A 16591-nucleotide genomic window follows, 5' to 3' on the forward strand; every position below is an offset into this window, starting at 1 on the left:
AGGGTGTGGGTTGGAACGCTTACATCTTTTCCGGCGCCGAGACGCCGATCAGGGCCAGGCCGTTGCGCAGCACCTGGCGGATGGCGGCCGCCAGCGCGAGGCGCGCGAGCTTGGTCGGCTCGTCGTCGTCGAGCAGCCACTTGTGCGCGAAGTAGTAGCTGTGCAGGTCGGCGGCCAGCTCGCGCAGGTAGAACGCGACCTGGTGCGGGCCCAGCTCGACGAGCGCGCGCTGCAGCATCTCCGGGTACGCGGCCAGCTTGGCCAGCAGGCCTGATTCGTGCGAATTGGTCAGCGGGGACAGGTCCACGCCCGCCAGCTGCGCCACGTCGCCGCCCCAGTTCGCGAGGGCCGAGCAGATGCGCGCGTGGGCGTACTGGACGTAGTAGACGGGGTTCTCGTCGTTGGTCGCGAGGGCGACGTCGACGTCGAACACGAATTCCGTATCGGCCTTGCGCGAGATGAGGAAGAAGCGCACCGCGTCGCGGCCGCGGGTCACGTCGCCGTTGCCCGACCATTCGATCAGGTCGCGCACCGTCACGTACGAACCGGCGCGCTTGGAGATCTTGACCTCCTCGCCGTTCTTCATGACGGTGACCATCTTGTGCAGCACGTAGTCGGGATAGCCCTGCGGGATGCCGATGTCCACGGCCTGCAGGCCGGCGCGCACGCGGGCGATGGTGCCGTGGTGGTCGCTGCCCTGGATGTTGATGGCCTGGTCGAAGCCGCGCTTGAACTTCTGGATGTGGTACGCCACGTCCGGCACGAAATACGTGTAGGTGCCGTCGGACTTGCGCATCACGCGGTCCTTGTCGTCGCCGTATTCCGTCGTCTTGAGCCACAGCGCGCCGTCCTGCTCGTAGGTCTTGCCGGCGTCGACCAGGGCCTGCACGGCCGCCTCGACCTTGCCGTCCGTGTACAGCGACGACTCGAGATAGTAATTGTCGAACCTGACCCCGAACGCTTGTAAATCCTGGTCCTGCTCGTTGCGCAGGTAGGTGACGGCGAAGCGGCGGATCGATTCGATGTCGTTGGTGTCGCCGCTGGCGGTGGCCGGCTGGCCGTCGCTGGCCGCCACGGTCTTCTTGGCGAGGAAGTCGTCGGCGATGTCCTGGATGTAGTCGCCGTTGTAGGCCGACTCCGGCCATTCGATGTCGCCCGGACGGAAGCCGCGCGCGCGCGCCTGGACCGAGTTGGCCAGCGTGAGGATCTGCACGCCGGCGTCGTTGTAATAGAACTCGCGGGTGACCTGGTGGCCCTGCGATTCGAACAGCGACGACAGCGCGTCGCCCAGCGCCGCCTGGCGGCCGTGGCCCACGTGCAGGGGGCCGGTCGGGTTGGCGGACACGAATTCGATGATCACGTGGTGGCCGTTGCCGGACTCGCCGCGGCCGAACGCGCCGCCCTGCTGCAGGACGGTCCGCACGACGGATTGCTTGGCGCCGGCCGCTACGCGCAGGTTGATGAAGCCCGGGCCGGCGACGTCGGCCGATTCGACGAGACCCTGCGCCTTCGGATCGGCCAGCAGCGCCGCGACGAGGCGGGTGGCCAGTTCGCGCGGGTTGGTTTTCAGCGGCTTGGCCAGCTGCATGGCGATGTTGCAGGCGATGTCGCCGTGGCTGGGATCGCGCGGGCGTTCAAGAACAACTTTCGGATTAACGTCAGCGGGCGAGAGGTCGCTGCCCGCTACGATGGGGGCCAGCGCGGCCTGGAACAGGGCAACGATCTCTTGTTTTTGTTGGGCGAGCATGAACTGTGGTCGAAAATATAATGGGCGGTGCGGCGCGGTGGCGGGGCCACGGCAGGCTAAGCGATCATTATACTGGTTTGACGCAACGCGCAAACCATCCGGTGGCGCCTGTACAAGCCTCGCTTAAGCCTGCGCAACGCGTAACCGTTACAATGTGCGTCTTTATGCATTGATCGATTGCCATGACCGAAAAGCGCCCGACGCTCACCCTCAAACCCAAGGCCGGGGGCCGCAACGGCGGCAAAAAGGCCGCCCCGGCCCGGCCAGGTGGCGCGCCGGGCAAGGCACAGTCCGCACCGCGCGGCCCCGGCGGCACGCCGCCGCGCGGCACGCAGAAAATCGAAACGGCCCCGCGCGACGCCGGCTACGCGCCGTCCCGTCCGAAAGAGGAGGGCCCACGCCTGCGCCAAAGCTATGAAGTGAAGGCCCCCGTCCAGCTCGATTACAGCCCCGACCTGCGTACCGATTCCCTCGCGTTCGCCCTGCTGGGGGCGGCGAGTGCCCTCGCTCGCGTGCGCGCCGGCGTGGCGCTGCCCCAGGCGCTGGCCGAGGTGTTCCAGGCGTACGACGCGCCGCCGCAGGCGCGCGGCGCCATCCAGGACATCGCCTACCGCGCCATGCGCCAGCTGGGACGCAGCGACGTTCTGCTCGGTCTGATGACGAGCAAGGCGCCCGAGCCCGCCATGCTGGCCGGCCTGCTGGAGTGCGCGCTGGCGCTGCTCGACCCGCCCGAGGGCAGCGAGCCGCCCTATGACGCCTTCACGGTCGTCGACCAGGCCGTCTTTGCTGCCGGCGCCCATCCGGATTTCGCCCATGCGAAGGCAATGGTGAACGCCGTGCTGCGCCGCTTCCTGCGCGAGCGCGAGCAACTGGTCGGCGCCGCGCTGCGCGAACCGGTCGCGCAGTGGAATTACCCGCAATGGTGGATCGACTCGGTGCGCAGCGCGTATCCGGGCAACTGGCAGGACGTCCTCGTGGCCGGCAACCGCCAGCCGCCGCTGACCCTGCGCGTGAACCGGCGCAAGACGGACGTCGACACCTATCTGCAGACCCTGCTTGCCGCCGGCATGCGCGCCGAGCAGGTGGGCCCCAGCGCCGTGCGCCTGGCGCAGGCCGTGGGCGTGACGCAGATCCCCGGCTTTGCCGAGGGCCTCGTCTCCGTGCAGGACGCGGGCGCCCAACTGGCCGCGCCGCTGCTGGACGTGAAGGGCGGCATGCGCGTGCTGGACGCCTGCGCGGCCCCGGGCGGCAAGAGCGGCCACATCCTGGAGACGGCCGACGTCGACCTGACCGCGCTGGATGCCGATGCGCGCCGCCTGGTCCGCGTCGACCAGAACCTGCAGCGCCTGGGCCTGTCCGCGACCGTCAAGGCGGGGGCGGCCGAGGCCACGGATTGGTGGGACGGCCGTCAATACGATCGTATCCTCGCCGACGTGCCGTGCACGGCGTCCGGCATCGTGCGGCGCCACCCGGACATCCGCTGGCTGCGCCGCAAGAGCGACACCCACCAACTTGCAACACTTTCCAGCAAAATACTCGACAATCTTTGGCAGATGCTCCGGCCCGATGGTAAATTGCTGTTCGTGACATGTTCGCTCTGGCCGCAGGAATCGGAAGCGCAGGCCGCCGCCTTCGCGGCGCGTCACGGTGCGGTCCGTCTCGATGCGCCGGGCCAACTGCTTCCTCGAAGTGGCGCCGGGCACGATCATGACGGTCTGTTCTACGCCCTGTTCCACAAGGCCTGAGCGTGAGCAATCCCGACAACGCTTTGTAAGGCTCTGGCCCTAGTGACTGTACGATTTTTCCTCCTCCTCGCCTGCCAGCTGATGCTGGCATTGACATGCGCCACGGCGCAGGCGGCCGAAGGGATCGAAATCACCCGTGCCAGCATCGAGTCCTCCGACGACGGCTACCGGCTGTCGGCCGCCTATTCGTTCGACCTGACGCCGGGCCTGGAGCAGGCCATCCAGCACGGCGTGCCGCTGTCGTTCACCACCGAGATCGAGCTGACCCGGCCGCGCTGGTGGTGGACCGACGACCGCGCCGTCGCCGCGCGCCACACGGTCAAGCTGAACTATGACGTGCTGTTCCGGGTCTACCACGTGTCCACCCCCGGCAGCATCCAGCAGAACTTCGACACGCTCGACGAGGCCCTGCTCGCGATCCGCCGCCCGGCCCGCTGGCTGATCGCCTCCAAGGGCGCGCTCAAGCCCGGCGAGACCTACAACGTCACCATGCGCATGTACATGGACCGCGAATACCTGTTGAAGCCGCTGCAGGTCGATGCCTTCAACAATGCCGACTGGCGCCTGGCCTCGCACAAGAAGACCTTCACCTACCGTGCGGAGTAAGCCGTGATCAAGGCCTTGCGCTACGCCCTCGTGATCGGCAGCGCGATCGCCTCCATCCTGCTGTTCCTGCTCGCGTCCGCGTCCAGCAATACCGGCTTCTTCGCCCACGACTTCACCTGGCTGCTGGGCCTGATCCTCGGCGTGGCCGGCGCGCTGTTCATCCTCGTGCTGGTCGCGTTCTGGCGCCTGTATTCGCGCTACAAGGCGGGCAAGTTCGGCTCGCGCCTGATGGTCCGGCTGATGATGCTGTTCGGCGGCATCGGCATCCTGCCCGGGCTCGTCGTCTTCATGGTCTCCGTGCAGTTCGTGTCGCACTCGATCGAGTCCTGGTTCGACGTCAAGATCGAGGCCGCGCTCGACTCCGGCCTGAACCTGTCGCGCGCCGCCCTCGACGAAGCGCTGGCCGACCTGAACGCCAACGCCGGCACCGTCGCCGCCACCTTGGCGGGGCAGGGCGAACGGGAGGCCCAGGCCATCCTCGCGCGCGCGCTCGACGACGACGACATGGAGAGCGCGCTGCTGCTCGACGCCGGCGGCAAGCCCGTCGCCAGCGCCACCGAGAACCGCCGTCCCGTGCAGGCCGCCGACCTGCCCACGCCGCAGATGCTCAAGCAGGCCGCGATGCCGGGCGGTTATGCGCGGCCGGAAGGCGGCATCGACGACGACTTCCGCGATGCGCACGACGAGGAGACCACGGCCCTCGACGCCGCCACCGGCCTGCGCCTGCGCGTGGTGGTGGCCGTGCCGGAACCGCCCGGCATGGCGCCGCGCTACCTGCAGCTGACGCAGGCCGTGCCCGTCAACCTGGCGTCGAACGCCACCGTGGTCCGTACCGCCTACCGCGAATACCAGGAGCGCTTCGCCGCCCGCACGGGCCTGCGCAAGATGTACATCGGCACGCTGATCCTGACCCTGCTGCTGGCGATCTTTTCCGCCATCGGCGCCTCGTTCTTCATCGCCGGCAACCTGGCCCAGCCGCTGCTGATGCTGGCCGAGGGCACGCGCGCGGTGGCCGAGGGCGACCTGTCGCCGCGGCCCATCGTCGAGACCAACGACGAACTGGGCACGCTCACCCAATCGTTCAATGCGATGACGGGCCAGCTGTTCGAGGCGCGCTCCGCCGTCGAACGCAACCGCGCCGCGCTGGAAAGCGCCAAGGCCCACCTGGAGTCCGTGCTCGCCAATATGTCGGCCGGCGTGATCGTGATGGACGCCGACGGCGTCGTCGTCAACTCCAACGACGCCGTGCACCGCATCCTGCAGGTCGACGTGGCGTCGCTGGCCGGCCGTCCGCTCGACACGATCGAGGGCCTGGAAGTCTTTGCCGGCGCCGTCACGCGGGCCTTTTCGGCGCAGAGTGCGCAGTCGGCCGCGGGCCGCCGGCGCGCGCACTGGCAGCAGCAGATCGAGATCCCGCGCCGCCCCGGCAGCGGCGAGGACCACGACATCACGCTGCTCGCGCGCGGCTCGCGCCTGCCGGTGGGGGCGGGCAGCGGCTTCATCGTCGTGTTCGACGACATCTCCGACGTGATCTCGGCCCAGCGCTCCGTGGCCTGGGGCGAAGTCGCGCGCCGCCTCGCGCACGAGATCAAGAACCCGCTCACGCCGATCCAGCTGTCGGCCGAGCGCCTGCAGATGAAGCTGATCGACCGCGTCGACCCCGACGCCGCGGTCCTGTTGAACAAGGCCACCGACACCATCGTCAGCCAGGTCTCGGCGATGAAGCGCATGGTCGACGATTTCCGCGACTATGCGAAGACGCCGCCGGCCGTGCTGTCGCCGCTCGATCTGAACGACCTGATCGAAGAAATCCTGAACCTGTATTTATCCGAGGACGACTCGGACGTGATCCATCCGTCGCTGCAGCCGGGCCTGCCGCGCGTGATGGGCGACCCGACCCAGCTGCGCCAGGTGATCCACAACCTGCTGCAGAACGCGCAGGACGCGCTGGCCGACCGCACGAACCAGGACGACCCGCCGCGCATCGACGTCGTGACCGAGACCATCCACTACGTCGGCGCGGACGGGGGCTCGGGCACCGCGGTGCGCCTGGCGATCGTCGACAACGGTCCCGGATTCGCGCCGAAGATCCTGTCGCGCGCGTTCGAACCGTACGTCACGTCGAAGGCGCGGGGCACGGGACTGGGCCTGCCGATGGTCAAAAAGATCATCGACGAACATGGCGGCCGGATCGACGTCGCCAACCGCGTCGACGGAACTGGCGCTTCGGTATCGATTTTGCTGTTAAAGTTAGCGCCAGAGGCGAACTTGGCCGAAGCGTGAATCGCGCATAGAATCTTGGCTGTGGGAGGCGCGCGGCGGTGGTACTTCGCGGCGTCTCATGGAGAGAGATCAAAAAAGGCATAACAAGATGGCGAACATACTCGTAGTTGACGATGAAATGGGCATCCGTGAGCTGCTCTCGGAAATCCTTGGCGACGAGGGACACGCGGTCCAGCTGGCGGAAAACGCGCAGCAGGCCCGCAACGCGCGCCAGCAGGGCGCTCCCGACCTGGTGCTGCTCGACATCTGGATGCCCGATACCGACGGCGTCACGCTGCTCAAGGAGTGGCAGCGCGACGGCCTGTTGACCATGCCGGTCATCATGATGTCCGGCCACGCCACCATCGACACCGCCGTGGAAGCGACCCGCATCGGCGCCCTGAACTTCCTGGAAAAGCCGATCGCCCTGCAAAAACTGCTGAAAGCCGTGCAGCAGGGCCTGCAGCGCGGCCAGGAAGTGGCGCGCGCGCCGGCCATCGCGCCGCGTCCGATGGTCGCCGCGGCATCCGTCTCGGCCCCCGTGCCGGAGCCCAGCGCCGCCGCGCAACCCATGTACGCGCCGCAGCCGCAGGGCGGGCCGATGGGCGCGTCGATGGGCATGGCCCGCCCCGTCAGCAACGGCGAGGCGCACGCGCACGGCTACACGCTGTCCTTCGACCTGCCGCTGCGCGAGGCGCGCGACGCCTTCGAGCGCATGTACTTCGAGCACCACCTGGGTCGCGAAGGCGGTTCCATGACGCGCGTGGCCGAAAAGACGGGCCTGGAACGTACCCACCTGTACCGCAAGCTCAAGCAGCTCGGCGTCGAACCGGGCAAGCTCGGCAAGAAGAGTGCACAGTGATCCCGGCGGCGCGGCGGGTGCGGGCGACGCCCGCACCGCGCTGACCCTCGTCACCGGCCCCAGCGCCGGGTTGCGTGAAGCGGCGATCGCCGCCCACCTTTCCGATTCGCATGAAACCGGCGCGCAGGCCATCATCCTCGAAGGCCTCGCGTCCGGACTTTCCCCGCTCGCCGACTTGCCACCCGACCAGACCGTTGCGCGAATCGCGCCCGGATGCCTGTGCTGCACCGGAAATCTGGTTTTGCGTGTAACATTGAATCGCCTGCTGCGCCAGCGACCCCGCCGGATCTTCGTCGGCGTCGCCGACAGCGGGCATCTTGATCAGTTGCGATCGTGGTTGCAGTCCGAGCCATACGATCAGCTGTTACGGCTGACTTCCGACCTGAAGGCCTGAATCTTCCGCAGCGTGTTGATGTAAATCGTAACAAGTTGTAGAGGTTCTTGAATTCGGTTCCAGTGGCCCCACCTCTTCATTGAAGGGGAAAGAACGTGGAAAGGCTGTGCACAATGCGCCGTCCGCCGCCGGGCGGCAGCCTTGCACCCATCTGATCGAGTGAAGGAGTCATCATGAACATGATCTATAACAGCGAGCAGTACAGCGTTGTCGAATTTGGCGTCGATCACAACCTCGAAGCCCTGCGCTTCGGCGGCTACGAGATCGTCGACAAATCCGGCCGGCGCGAGGCTTTCATCGGCGGCAAACTGGCGCAAGCGTTCCGGCGTGACGTCAACAACCTGATCGCGAGCGAACCGACCATGGAGGAAATCGACGATTTCCTGGGCTCCTACGATACCCTCATGAGCCAACCGGTCGTCCTGCACTGATCTTTCCCCGGCCGGACAGCCTGTCCGGCCAGCGCGCCTGCGTGACGCGGCCCCGTTCCGGGCTGGCGACGCAGGGCCCCCATCCTTCCCGCATTTCCAGGCACATCTCATGGTAAGGTTCATGGTAAGCTTGACCCATGTGTCAGCTTCTTGCCATGAATTGCAATGTCCCCACCGACATTGTCTTCAGTTTCACGGGCTTCGCTCACCGCGGCGGACGCACCGACACGCACCATGACGGCTGGGGCATCGCCTTCTTCGAGGGCGCCGGCGTGCGCCATTTCGTCGATCACCAGGCCGCCGTCGCGTCGCCGATCGCCGAGCTGATCAAGCATTACCCGATCAAGTCGCTGAACGTCATCGCCCACATCCGCAAGGCCACGCAGGGCCGGGTGGCGCTGGAAAACTGTCATCCGTTCGTGCGCGAGATGTGGGGCCGCTACTGGGTCTTCGCCCACAACGGCGACCTCAAGGCGTTCGACCCCGTCCTCGACGGGCCTTACCGTCCGGTCGGCAGCACCGACAGCGAACGCGCGTTCTGCTTCCTGCTGCAGCAATTGCGCGACCGTTTCGGCGACCACCCTCCCGCCATGCCCGTGCTGCGCGCCGCGATCGCCGACCTCGTCGCCGTCATCGCCCGCCACGGCACGTTCAACATGATGCTGTCGGACGGCACGGCGCTGTTCGCGCATTGCTCGACGAAGCTGTGCTACGTCGTGCGCCAGTATCCGTTCGCCGCCGCCTGCCTCGCCGACGAAGACCTGTCCGTCGACTTTTCCCAGGTGACGACGCCCAACGACCGCGTCGCCATCATCGTGACGACCCCGCTGACGACCAACGAGACGTGGACGGATTTTGCGCCGGGCGAACTGAAAGTCTTCGTGGACGGCCTGCCGCAGCCGTGAGAAGTTTTTACAAGAAATCATTTTCAAATAGTCACCAAGCGGCCGAATGCGTTAAAGTAAGCACGTTCCATTGCTAGACAGAGTCCGTGATGACCGATACCGCCGCGAGCCTGGACCACGCGAACTACCCCTTGCGCGTGCGTGACTTCTATTTGGGGCGCCAGCCGGTGCTCGACCGCAACCAGGCCTTGTACGGCTACGAGCTCCTGTTCCGCAGCGCGCGCCAGGGCGAGGCCGACGAGACCGGCCTGTCCGCGACGGCCGCCGTGATCGCCCATGCGGCCCAGCTGGGGCTCGCGCGCGCGATCGGCGACGCCGCCTGCTTCCTGAACGTGGACGCCGAAGTCCTCGCCAGCGACATCTTCGCTTTCCTGCCGCGCGACCGCACGGTGCTCGAGATCGTGTCGTCCGTCGTGCCCGACGACGCCCTGCTGGCGCGCATGCGCGAACTCGCGGGCCACGGTTTTCGCTTCGCGCTGGACGGCATCGAGGGCGACAGCCTGCGCCTGCAGCGCCTGCTGCCGCTGGCCGGCTTCGTCAAGCTGGACCTGCGCAGCGTGCCCCCGACGCAGCTGCCGAACCTCGTGCGCCGGCTGCACGGCATGGAAAAGACCGTGGTCGCGGAAAAGGTCGAGACGGAGGGCGCCTACCAGGCCGCCATGGACCTCGGCTTCGATTACTTCCAGGGCTATTATTTCGCGCGCCCGTCCGTGCTGGGCGGCCGCAAGCTGTCGCCGTCGCAGCTGGCCGTGGTCGACCTGATGAACCTCGTGATGTCGGACGCGGACAATACCGACATCGAACGCACCGTCAAGCGCGACGTGACGCTCGCGCTGAACCTGCTGCGCCTCGTGAACACGCCGGCCGTGGGCGCGGCCCAGCGCATCGATTCCGTCAGCCAGGCACTGCTCGTGCTGGGCCGGCGCCAGCTGCAGCGCTGGCTGCAGATCATGCTGTACGCCGAACCGGCGACGCGCGGCCACAACCAGACGCCCTTGCTGATGCTGGCCACGACGCGCGGCCGCCTGATGGAATTGCTGGCCCAGCGCCTGCGCCCCGGCCAGCGCGCGGTGGCGGACGTCGCCTTCACGGTCGGCATCATGTCGCTGATGGATGCCCTGTTCGGCATTCCGATGGCCGACATCGTCGAGCAGGTCCCCGTCAGCGACGACGTGCGCCAGGCCCTCATCGGCCGCGCCGGCTTCTTCGGCGAGCTGCTCAAGCTGTCCGAGAGCATCGAGCAGGCCGACGAGGGCACGGAACTCGTGCTGCCCACGCTGAAGGAATTGCAGATCTCGGGCGACGACATGATCGAGCTGGAGATGTCGGCATTCCAATGGAGCGATTCCGTCGTCCGCTACGCCATCTGAAGGGGGCTCGCCTGACCAGCTGCGCGTTGCAGCTGCGGTCTGCGATGCTCGCCGTACGCGAGTACGGCTGCGCTTCTCGACCGCATCTGCCGCCGCTCGCTATGGTCATGCGATGCCCCCGATACGTTCCGTGTCTTCTATTTTTTTAAAGAGGGGACTCATGTCGGTGTTGTTGCGTGTTGAAGGACTGATCAAATCGTACGGCACCCGCCGCGCCGTGGATGGCGTGTCGTTCCAGGTGCTGGCCGGCCAGACCGTCGGCCTGCTCGGGCCGAACGGGGCGGGCAAGTCGACCATCGTTTCCATGGTGTGCGGGCTGCTCCGGCCCGACGCCGGCCAGGTGCTGCTGGACGGCCAGTCCGTCACGACGGGCGCGGCAAGCGTCAAGCGCCGCATCGGCCTCGTGCCGCAGGACCTCGCGCTGTACGAGGATCTGTCGGCGCACGAGAACCTGCGCCTGTTCGGCGCCCTGTACGGCCTCAAGGGCCAGGCGCTGAACGAGCGCATCGCACGCGTGCTGGGCCTCGTGAACCTCGTCGACCGCGCACGCGACAAGCCGGCCACGTTCTCCGGCGGGATGAAGCGCCGGCTGAACATCGCGGCCGCGCTGCTGCACGATCCGGACCTGCTGATCCTCGACGAGCCCACGGTCGGCGTCGACCCGCAGAGCCGCAACGCCATCTTCGACACGCTCGAAGCGCTGCAGGCGCAGGGCCGCGCGCTGATCTACACGAGCCATTACATGGAAGAGGTGGAGCGCCTGGCCGACCATATCGTCATCATCGACCACGGCAAGGTACTGGCCGACGACAGCCCGGCCGCGCTGCACCGCAAGCTCGCCGCGAAGGCCTTGCTGCGCGTGGAACTGGCGGAACCGGCGGGCCCCGTCCTGCTCGACGCGCTGCGGTCGCAGGCCGGCGTGACGGCCCTCGCGAGCGCGGGCGCGGCCCTCGACATCGGCCTGACGGACAACGCCGACGCCGTGCCGCTGCTCGGCTGGCTGCAAGGACAGGGCCAGCGCCCGGTGCACTTCGCGACCGCGCGCGCCAGCCTCGAAGACATCTTCCTCGACCTGACCGGCCGCACGCTGCGCGACTGAGCCGATGAACACGACCGCCTTTTTCGCCCTGGTCCGCAAGGACCTCATCCTCTACATCTCCGACAGGCGCGCGCTGCTGATGCACCTCGTGCTGCCCATCGTGATCGCCGCGTTCTTCGGTTCCGTGTTCGGCGGCGGCAGCGCAAAGGGCGGCGGCATCGACGTGGCCCTCGTCCAGCAGGACACGAGCGACGCCGGCAACCGCATCGCGGCGGGCCTTGCGGCCGACCCGAACCTGCACGTGACGCCGATGGACCTGGCGCACGCCAGGGACGCCGTGCGCAAGGGCAGCCAGGCCGTCGCCATCGTGCTGCCGGCCGGCTTTGCCGAGGCGGCCGGCACCGCCATGTTCTCGAACCAGGACAAGCCGGCCATCGGCCTGCTGTACGACCCGTCGCAACCGGCCGTGCTGGCGATGGTGAAAGGCATGCTGACGCAGCAGGTGATGCAGGTCGTGAGCAGCGAGATGTTCGGCGGGCCGATGGGCAGGAAGCTCACCGACCGCAGCCTGCAGCGGCTCGACGCGGAGCACGTCGACGATCCGGCGCTGCGCGACATGCTCGTCGCGGTGCGCAAGTACGAAGCGCAGCCGCGCAAGGAGAACACGGGCGGCGATGCACCGCATGGCCTGGCGATGCCGTTCACGACGCACGACGAGGGCCTCGCGAGCGGCCCCGTCGCCCAGGGCTACAACCCGTACGCGCACTCGTTCGCGGGCATGGGCGTGCAGTTCATCCTGTTCATGGGCGTGAACATGGGGATCGGCATGCTGCTGACGCGCCGCAGCGGCGTGTGGGACCGCCTGCTCGCCGCGCCCGTCACGCTGACCCAGGTGGTGCTGGCGCGCGGCGTCTCGGCGGCCATCATCGCCTTCTGCCTCTTGTGCGCCATCTTCGTCGTGGCGGCGCTGGGGTTCCACGTGCAGGTGAGCAGCGTGCCGGGCTTCATCCTCATGGCGGCCGGCTTCGGCGCGCTCACGGCCGCCTTCGGCCTGCTCATCGCGGCGTTCGGCAAGACGCCGGAAGCGGCGCGCGGCATCGCGATGTTCGCGACCTTGATCCTCGTGATGCTGGGCGGAGCCTGGGTGCCGTCGTTCATGTTCCCCGCCTGGGTGCAGCAGGTGACGCTCGTCGTGCCCACGCGCTGGGCCATCGCGGGCCTGGATGACGTGACGTGGCGCGGCCTGGGGCTGCCGGCGGCGCTGCCCGCCGTGGCCGTGCTGCTCGGGTTTGCGCTGCTCTTCACCGTCGCCGCCGTGTGGCGGTTCCGGCGTGAGCAGGCTTGATGCGTGGTGGGCGCGGGGCGCCCACCCTACGTCTCTTCACCGCCGCCGTGTGGCGGTTCCGCAGAGAGCAACCGTAGGATGGGCGGCCCTCCGCCCACCATGCATCTTTAGAGGTTGGGCGCGAGATACCGTTCCAGCTCGTCCCTGGCCATGCCGCGGCGCTTGGCCATGTCGTCGAGCTGGTCCTGGCCGATCTTGCCGACCACGAAGTACTTCGATTCCGGGTGCGAGAAGTAGAAGCCCGACACGGCGGCGCCCGGATACATCGCGAACGACTCCGTCAATTCCATCCCGATCTCGTCGGCCTGCAGCGTCTTGAACAGCTCGGCCTTGACGGTGTGCTCCGGGCACGCCGGATAGCCCGGGGCCGGACGGATGCCGACGTATTCTTCCTTGATCAGCGCCTCGTTCGACAAGGACTCTCCCGCCGCATAGCCCCACAGGTCCGTGCGCACGCGCTCGTGCATGTACTCGGCGAAGGCTTCGGCCAGGCGGTCGGCCAGGGCCTTCACCATGATCGACGAGTAGTCGTCGCCCGCGGCCTCGAAGCGCTTCTCGATCTTCTCGGCGCCGATGCCGGCCGTGACGGCGAACATGCCGATGTAGTCGGCCACGCCGGACGATTTCGGCGCGATGAAGTCTGCCAGGCATTGGTTCGGACGCTGCACGCCGTCGACGACGGGTTTCACCCCTTGCTGGCGCAGGCCGTAATACGTGAAGGCGACTTCGCTGCGCGTGTCGTCCGTGTAGATCTCGATGTCGTCGTCGTTCACGCTGTTCGCCGGGAGCAGGGCGATGGCGCCGTTCGCCGTCAGCCAGCGGCCGTCGATGATCTTCTTGAGCAGCGCCTGGCCTTCCTCGAAGACCTTGGTCGCCGCTTCGCCGACCACCTCGTCCGTCAGGATCGCCGGATACGGCCCGGCCAGGTCCCACGTCTGGAAGAACGGACCCCAGTCGATGTAGCGGGCGAGGGTCGCCAGGTCGACGTTCTTGAAGACGCGGCGGCCGACGAATTTCGGCTTCACGGGCGCGAACGCCAGCTGCGCCTTGTTGGCGCGCGCCTGCTCCAGGCTCACCATCGGCAGCGCCTTCTTGTTCGCGTGCTGTTCGCGGATGCGCACGTAGTCGTCGGCGATCTCGGCGACGTAGTCGTCGCGGGTCTCCGCCGTCACGAGCGACTGGCCCACCGACACGGACCGCGACGCGTCCGGCACGTACACGACCGGGCCTTCGTAATGCGGCGCGATCTTGACGGCCGTGTGCGCGCGGCTCGTCGTCGCGCCGCCGATCAACAGCGGGATGCGGCGGTCGCGGAACCACGGATCGCGCTGCATCTCGCGCGCGACGTGGGCCATCTCTTCGAGCGACGGCGTGATCAGGCCGGACAGGCCGATGATGTCCGCATTTTCTTCCTTGGCCTTCGCGAGGATCTCGGACGCGGGCACCATCACCCCCATGTTGACGATCTCGAAGTTATTGCATTGCAGGACCACGGACACGATGTTCTTGCCGATGTCGTGCACGTCGCCCTTGACGGTGGCGATCACCATCTTGCCCTTCGGTTTCGCGACGATGCCCGTGCGTGCTTCCTCGGCCGCCTTCTCTTCCTCGATGAACGGGATCAGGTGGGCCACGGCCTGCTTCATCACGCGCGCCGATTTCACCACCTGGGGCAGGAACATCTTGCCCTGGCCGAACAGGTCGCCGACGACGTTCATGCCGTCCATCAGCGGGCCTTCGATTACCTGGATCGGGCGGCCGCCCTCATTGGCAATTTGCTGGCGCGCTTCCTCGGTGTCCTCGACGATCCACTGCGTGATGCCGTGCACCAGCGCGTGCGCGAGACGCTTGCCGACGGGCGCGTTGCGCCATTCCAGGTTCTGTTCCTGCCTGGCGCCACCGGATTTTAAAGTGCCGGCGAATTCGATCATGCGCTCCGTCGCGTCCTCGCGGCGGTTCAGCACGACGTCTTCCACGCGCTCGCGCAATTCGGGGGAGAGGTCGTCGTACACGCCCACCATGCCCGCGTTGACGATACCCATCGTCATGCCGGCCTTGATCGCGTGGTACAGGAACACGGTGTGGATCGCCTCGCGGGCCGGGTCGTTGCCGCGGAACGAGAACGACACGTTCGACACGCCGCCCGACACCTTCGCGTACGGCAGGTGCTCGCGGATCCAGCGCGTGGCGTTGATGAAGTCGACGGCGTAGTTGTTGTGCTCTTCGATGCCCGTCGCGATGGCGAAGATGTTCGGGTCGAAGATGATGTCTTCCGGCGGGAAGCCGACCTTCTGCACGAGCGTGTCGTAGGCGCGCTTGCAGATCTCGATCTTGCGCTCGAACGTGTCGGCCTGGCCCTTCTCGTCGAAGGCCATCACGATCACGGCCGCGCCGTAGCGGCGGCACAAGGCGGCCTGGCGCAGGAATTCCTCCTCGCCTTCCTTCATGGAGATCGAGTTGACGATGGCCTTGCCCTGCACGCATTTCAGGCCCGCCTCGATCACGCTCCACTTCGACGAGTCGATCATGATCGGCACGCGCGAGATGTCCGGCTCCGACGCGATCAGGTTCAGGAAGCGCGTCATCGCGGCCTGCGAATCGAGCATCGCCTCGTCCATGTTGATGTCGATGACCTGGGCGCCGTTCTCGACCTGCTGGCGCGCGACGGACAGCGCCTCGTCGAACTGTTCGTTCAGGATCATGCGCGCGAACGCCTTCGAACCCGTGACGTTGGTGCGCTCGCCCACGTTGACGAACAGCGACGTGTCGTCGACGACGAACGGCTCCAGGCCGGACAGGCGCAGCGCGACGGGAATCTCGGGGACGACGCGCGGCGGGCAATCGGCCAGCAGTTCGCCGATGGCCTGGATGTGTTCCGGCGTCGTGCCGCAGCAGCCGCCGGCGACGTTGACGAAGCCGGCGTCCGCGAATTCGCGCAGCAGCGCGGACGTGTCCGACGGCAGTTCGTCGAAACCGGTATCGCTCATCGGATTGGGCAGGCCCGCGTTCGGGTAGATGCAGACGAAAGTGTCGGCGATTTGCGACAGCTCTTCGGCGTACGGGCGCATCAGGGCTGCGCCCAGCGCGCAGTTCAGGCCGATCGTCAGCGGCTTCGCGTGGCGCACGGAATTCCAGAACGCGGACACCGTCTGGCCCGACAGGATGCGGCCGGACGCGTCGGTGACGGTGCCGGAGATCATCAGCGGCAGGCGCGGCGTCCCGGGATGCTCGGTGAAATACTGGTCGATGGCGAACAGCGCGGCCTTGCAGTTCAAGGTGTCGAAGATGGTCTCGACGAGCAGCAGGTCGACGCCGCCCTCGACGAGCGCATCGACTTGTTCGTAATACGCCGTCACGAGCTGGTCGAACGTGACGTTGCGGGCTGCCGGGTCGTTCACGTCCGGAGAAATCGACGCGGTCTTCGGCGTCGGGCCGAGCGCGCCGGCGGCGTAGCGGGGCTTGTCCGGCGTCGAATACTTCACGCATGCGGCGCTCGCGAGCTTCGCGGCCTGCACGTTCATCTCGCGCACGAGGTGCGCCATGTGATAGTCGTCCTGGGCGACGCTGGTGGCGCCGAACGTGTTCGTCTCGATGATGTCGGCGCCGGCGGCCAGGTAGCGCTCGTGGATTTCCTGGATGATCTGCGGCTGCGTCAGATTCAGCAATTCATTATTGCCCTTGACGAACAGTTCACGCGCGGCGCTGGCGGCCGGCGCCGCGAAATCGGCAAAACGGCCGTCCGGGCCGCCCCGGTAGGCCTGCTCGTCCAGTTTGTATTGCTGGATGATCGTCCCCATCGCGCCGTCCAGGATCATGATGCGGCGCGCGAGCGTTTCGCGCAGCTGGGCTTCGACGGGGGAGGGGGCGTGGACGGCGGTGATCATC

12 protein-coding genes are annotated in these 16591 nt (G+C 67.2%); 10 read left to right on the forward strand and 2 right to left on the reverse strand.

Translation table 11 applies throughout. The features are described 5' to 3' along the window. Positions 1-19 precede the first annotated feature (19 nt). Positions 20-1747, reverse strand: coding sequence for an arginine--tRNA ligase (gene argS / locus ISF28_RS05875; protein WP_198116233.1), 1728 nt, complete (start codon positions 1745-1747; stop codon positions 20-22). 182 nt (positions 1748-1929) lie between these two features. Here argS and rsmB point away from each other — a divergent pair, with 182 nt between their 5' ends. The 10 genes from rsmB (at position 1930) to ISF28_RS05925 (ending at position 12706) form a co-directional block, all read left to right on the forward strand. Continuing rightward, the gene (rsmB, locus tag ISF28_RS05880) at positions 1930-3492 is read left to right on the forward strand and encodes a 16S rRNA (cytosine(967)-C(5))-methyltransferase RsmB (protein ID WP_198116234.1); all 1563 of its coding nucleotides are present in this window, start codon (positions 1930-1932) and stop codon (positions 3490-3492) included. A gap of 42 nt (positions 3493-3534) precedes the next feature. Beyond that, positions 3535-4098 carry a DUF4390 domain-containing protein gene (locus tag ISF28_RS05885; protein ID WP_370663393.1) on the forward strand — a complete coding sequence of 188 codons (564 nt, stop codon included), beginning with the start codon at positions 3535-3537 and terminating at the stop codon, positions 4096-4098. A gap of 3 nt (positions 4099-4101) precedes the next feature. Beyond that, positions 4102-6381, forward strand: a complete 2280-nt coding sequence (locus ISF28_RS05890) for a sensor histidine kinase (RefSeq protein WP_198116235.1) — start codon at positions 4102-4104, stop codon at positions 6379-6381. Between the two features lie 88 nt (positions 6382-6469). Continuing rightward, positions 6470-7222, forward strand: a complete 753-nt coding sequence (locus ISF28_RS05895) for a response regulator (RefSeq protein WP_198116236.1) — start codon at positions 6470-6472, stop codon at positions 7220-7222. Next, positions 7212-7616 carry a GTPase gene (locus tag ISF28_RS05900; RefSeq protein ID WP_370663394.1) on the forward strand — a complete coding sequence of 135 codons (405 nt, stop codon included), beginning with the start codon at positions 7212-7214 and terminating at the stop codon, positions 7614-7616. The genes ISF28_RS05895 and ISF28_RS05900 overlap by 11 nt, the downstream gene beginning before the upstream one ends. A gap of 173 nt (positions 7617-7789) precedes the next feature. After that, a complete protein-coding gene (locus tag ISF28_RS05905; RefSeq protein ID WP_036235350.1) occupies positions 7790-8047 on the forward strand; it encodes a BTH_I0359 family protein in 258 nt (85 codons plus the stop codon). Between the two features lie 137 nt (positions 8048-8184). After that, entirely contained in the window at positions 8185-8952 is a 768-nt protein-coding gene (locus ISF28_RS05910; RefSeq protein ID WP_198116237.1) for a class II glutamine amidotransferase, read from the forward strand. An 89-nt stretch (positions 8953-9041) separates the two neighbouring features. Continuing rightward, the gene (locus tag ISF28_RS05915) at positions 9042-10322 is read left to right on the forward strand and encodes an EAL and HDOD domain-containing protein (RefSeq protein ID WP_198116238.1); all 1281 of its coding nucleotides are present in this window, start codon (positions 9042-9044) and stop codon (positions 10320-10322) included. 160 nt (positions 10323-10482) lie between these two features. Continuing rightward, a complete protein-coding gene (locus ISF28_RS05920; protein WP_229518908.1) occupies positions 10483-11421 on the forward strand; it encodes an ABC transporter ATP-binding protein in 939 nt (312 codons plus the stop codon). Positions 11422-11425: 4 nt separating this feature from the next. Next, positions 11426-12706, forward strand: coding sequence for an ABC transporter permease (locus tag ISF28_RS05925; protein WP_198116240.1), 1281 nt, complete (start codon positions 11426-11428; stop codon positions 12704-12706). A gap of 107 nt (positions 12707-12813) precedes the next feature. Here ISF28_RS05925 and metH read toward each other — a convergent pair whose 3' ends face one another. Further along, positions 12814-16590: a methionine synthase gene (gene metH, locus ISF28_RS05930; protein WP_198116241.1), complete on the reverse strand. Its 3777-nt coding sequence runs from the start codon at positions 16588-16590 to the stop codon at positions 12814-12816. Position 16591: the final 1 nt, after the last annotated feature.

The organism is Massilia rhizosphaerae (assembly GCF_016093545.1).
In the GTDB taxonomy this organism is placed as follows: Bacteria; Pseudomonadota; Gammaproteobacteria; order Burkholderiales; family Burkholderiaceae_D; genus Telluria; species Telluria rhizosphaerae.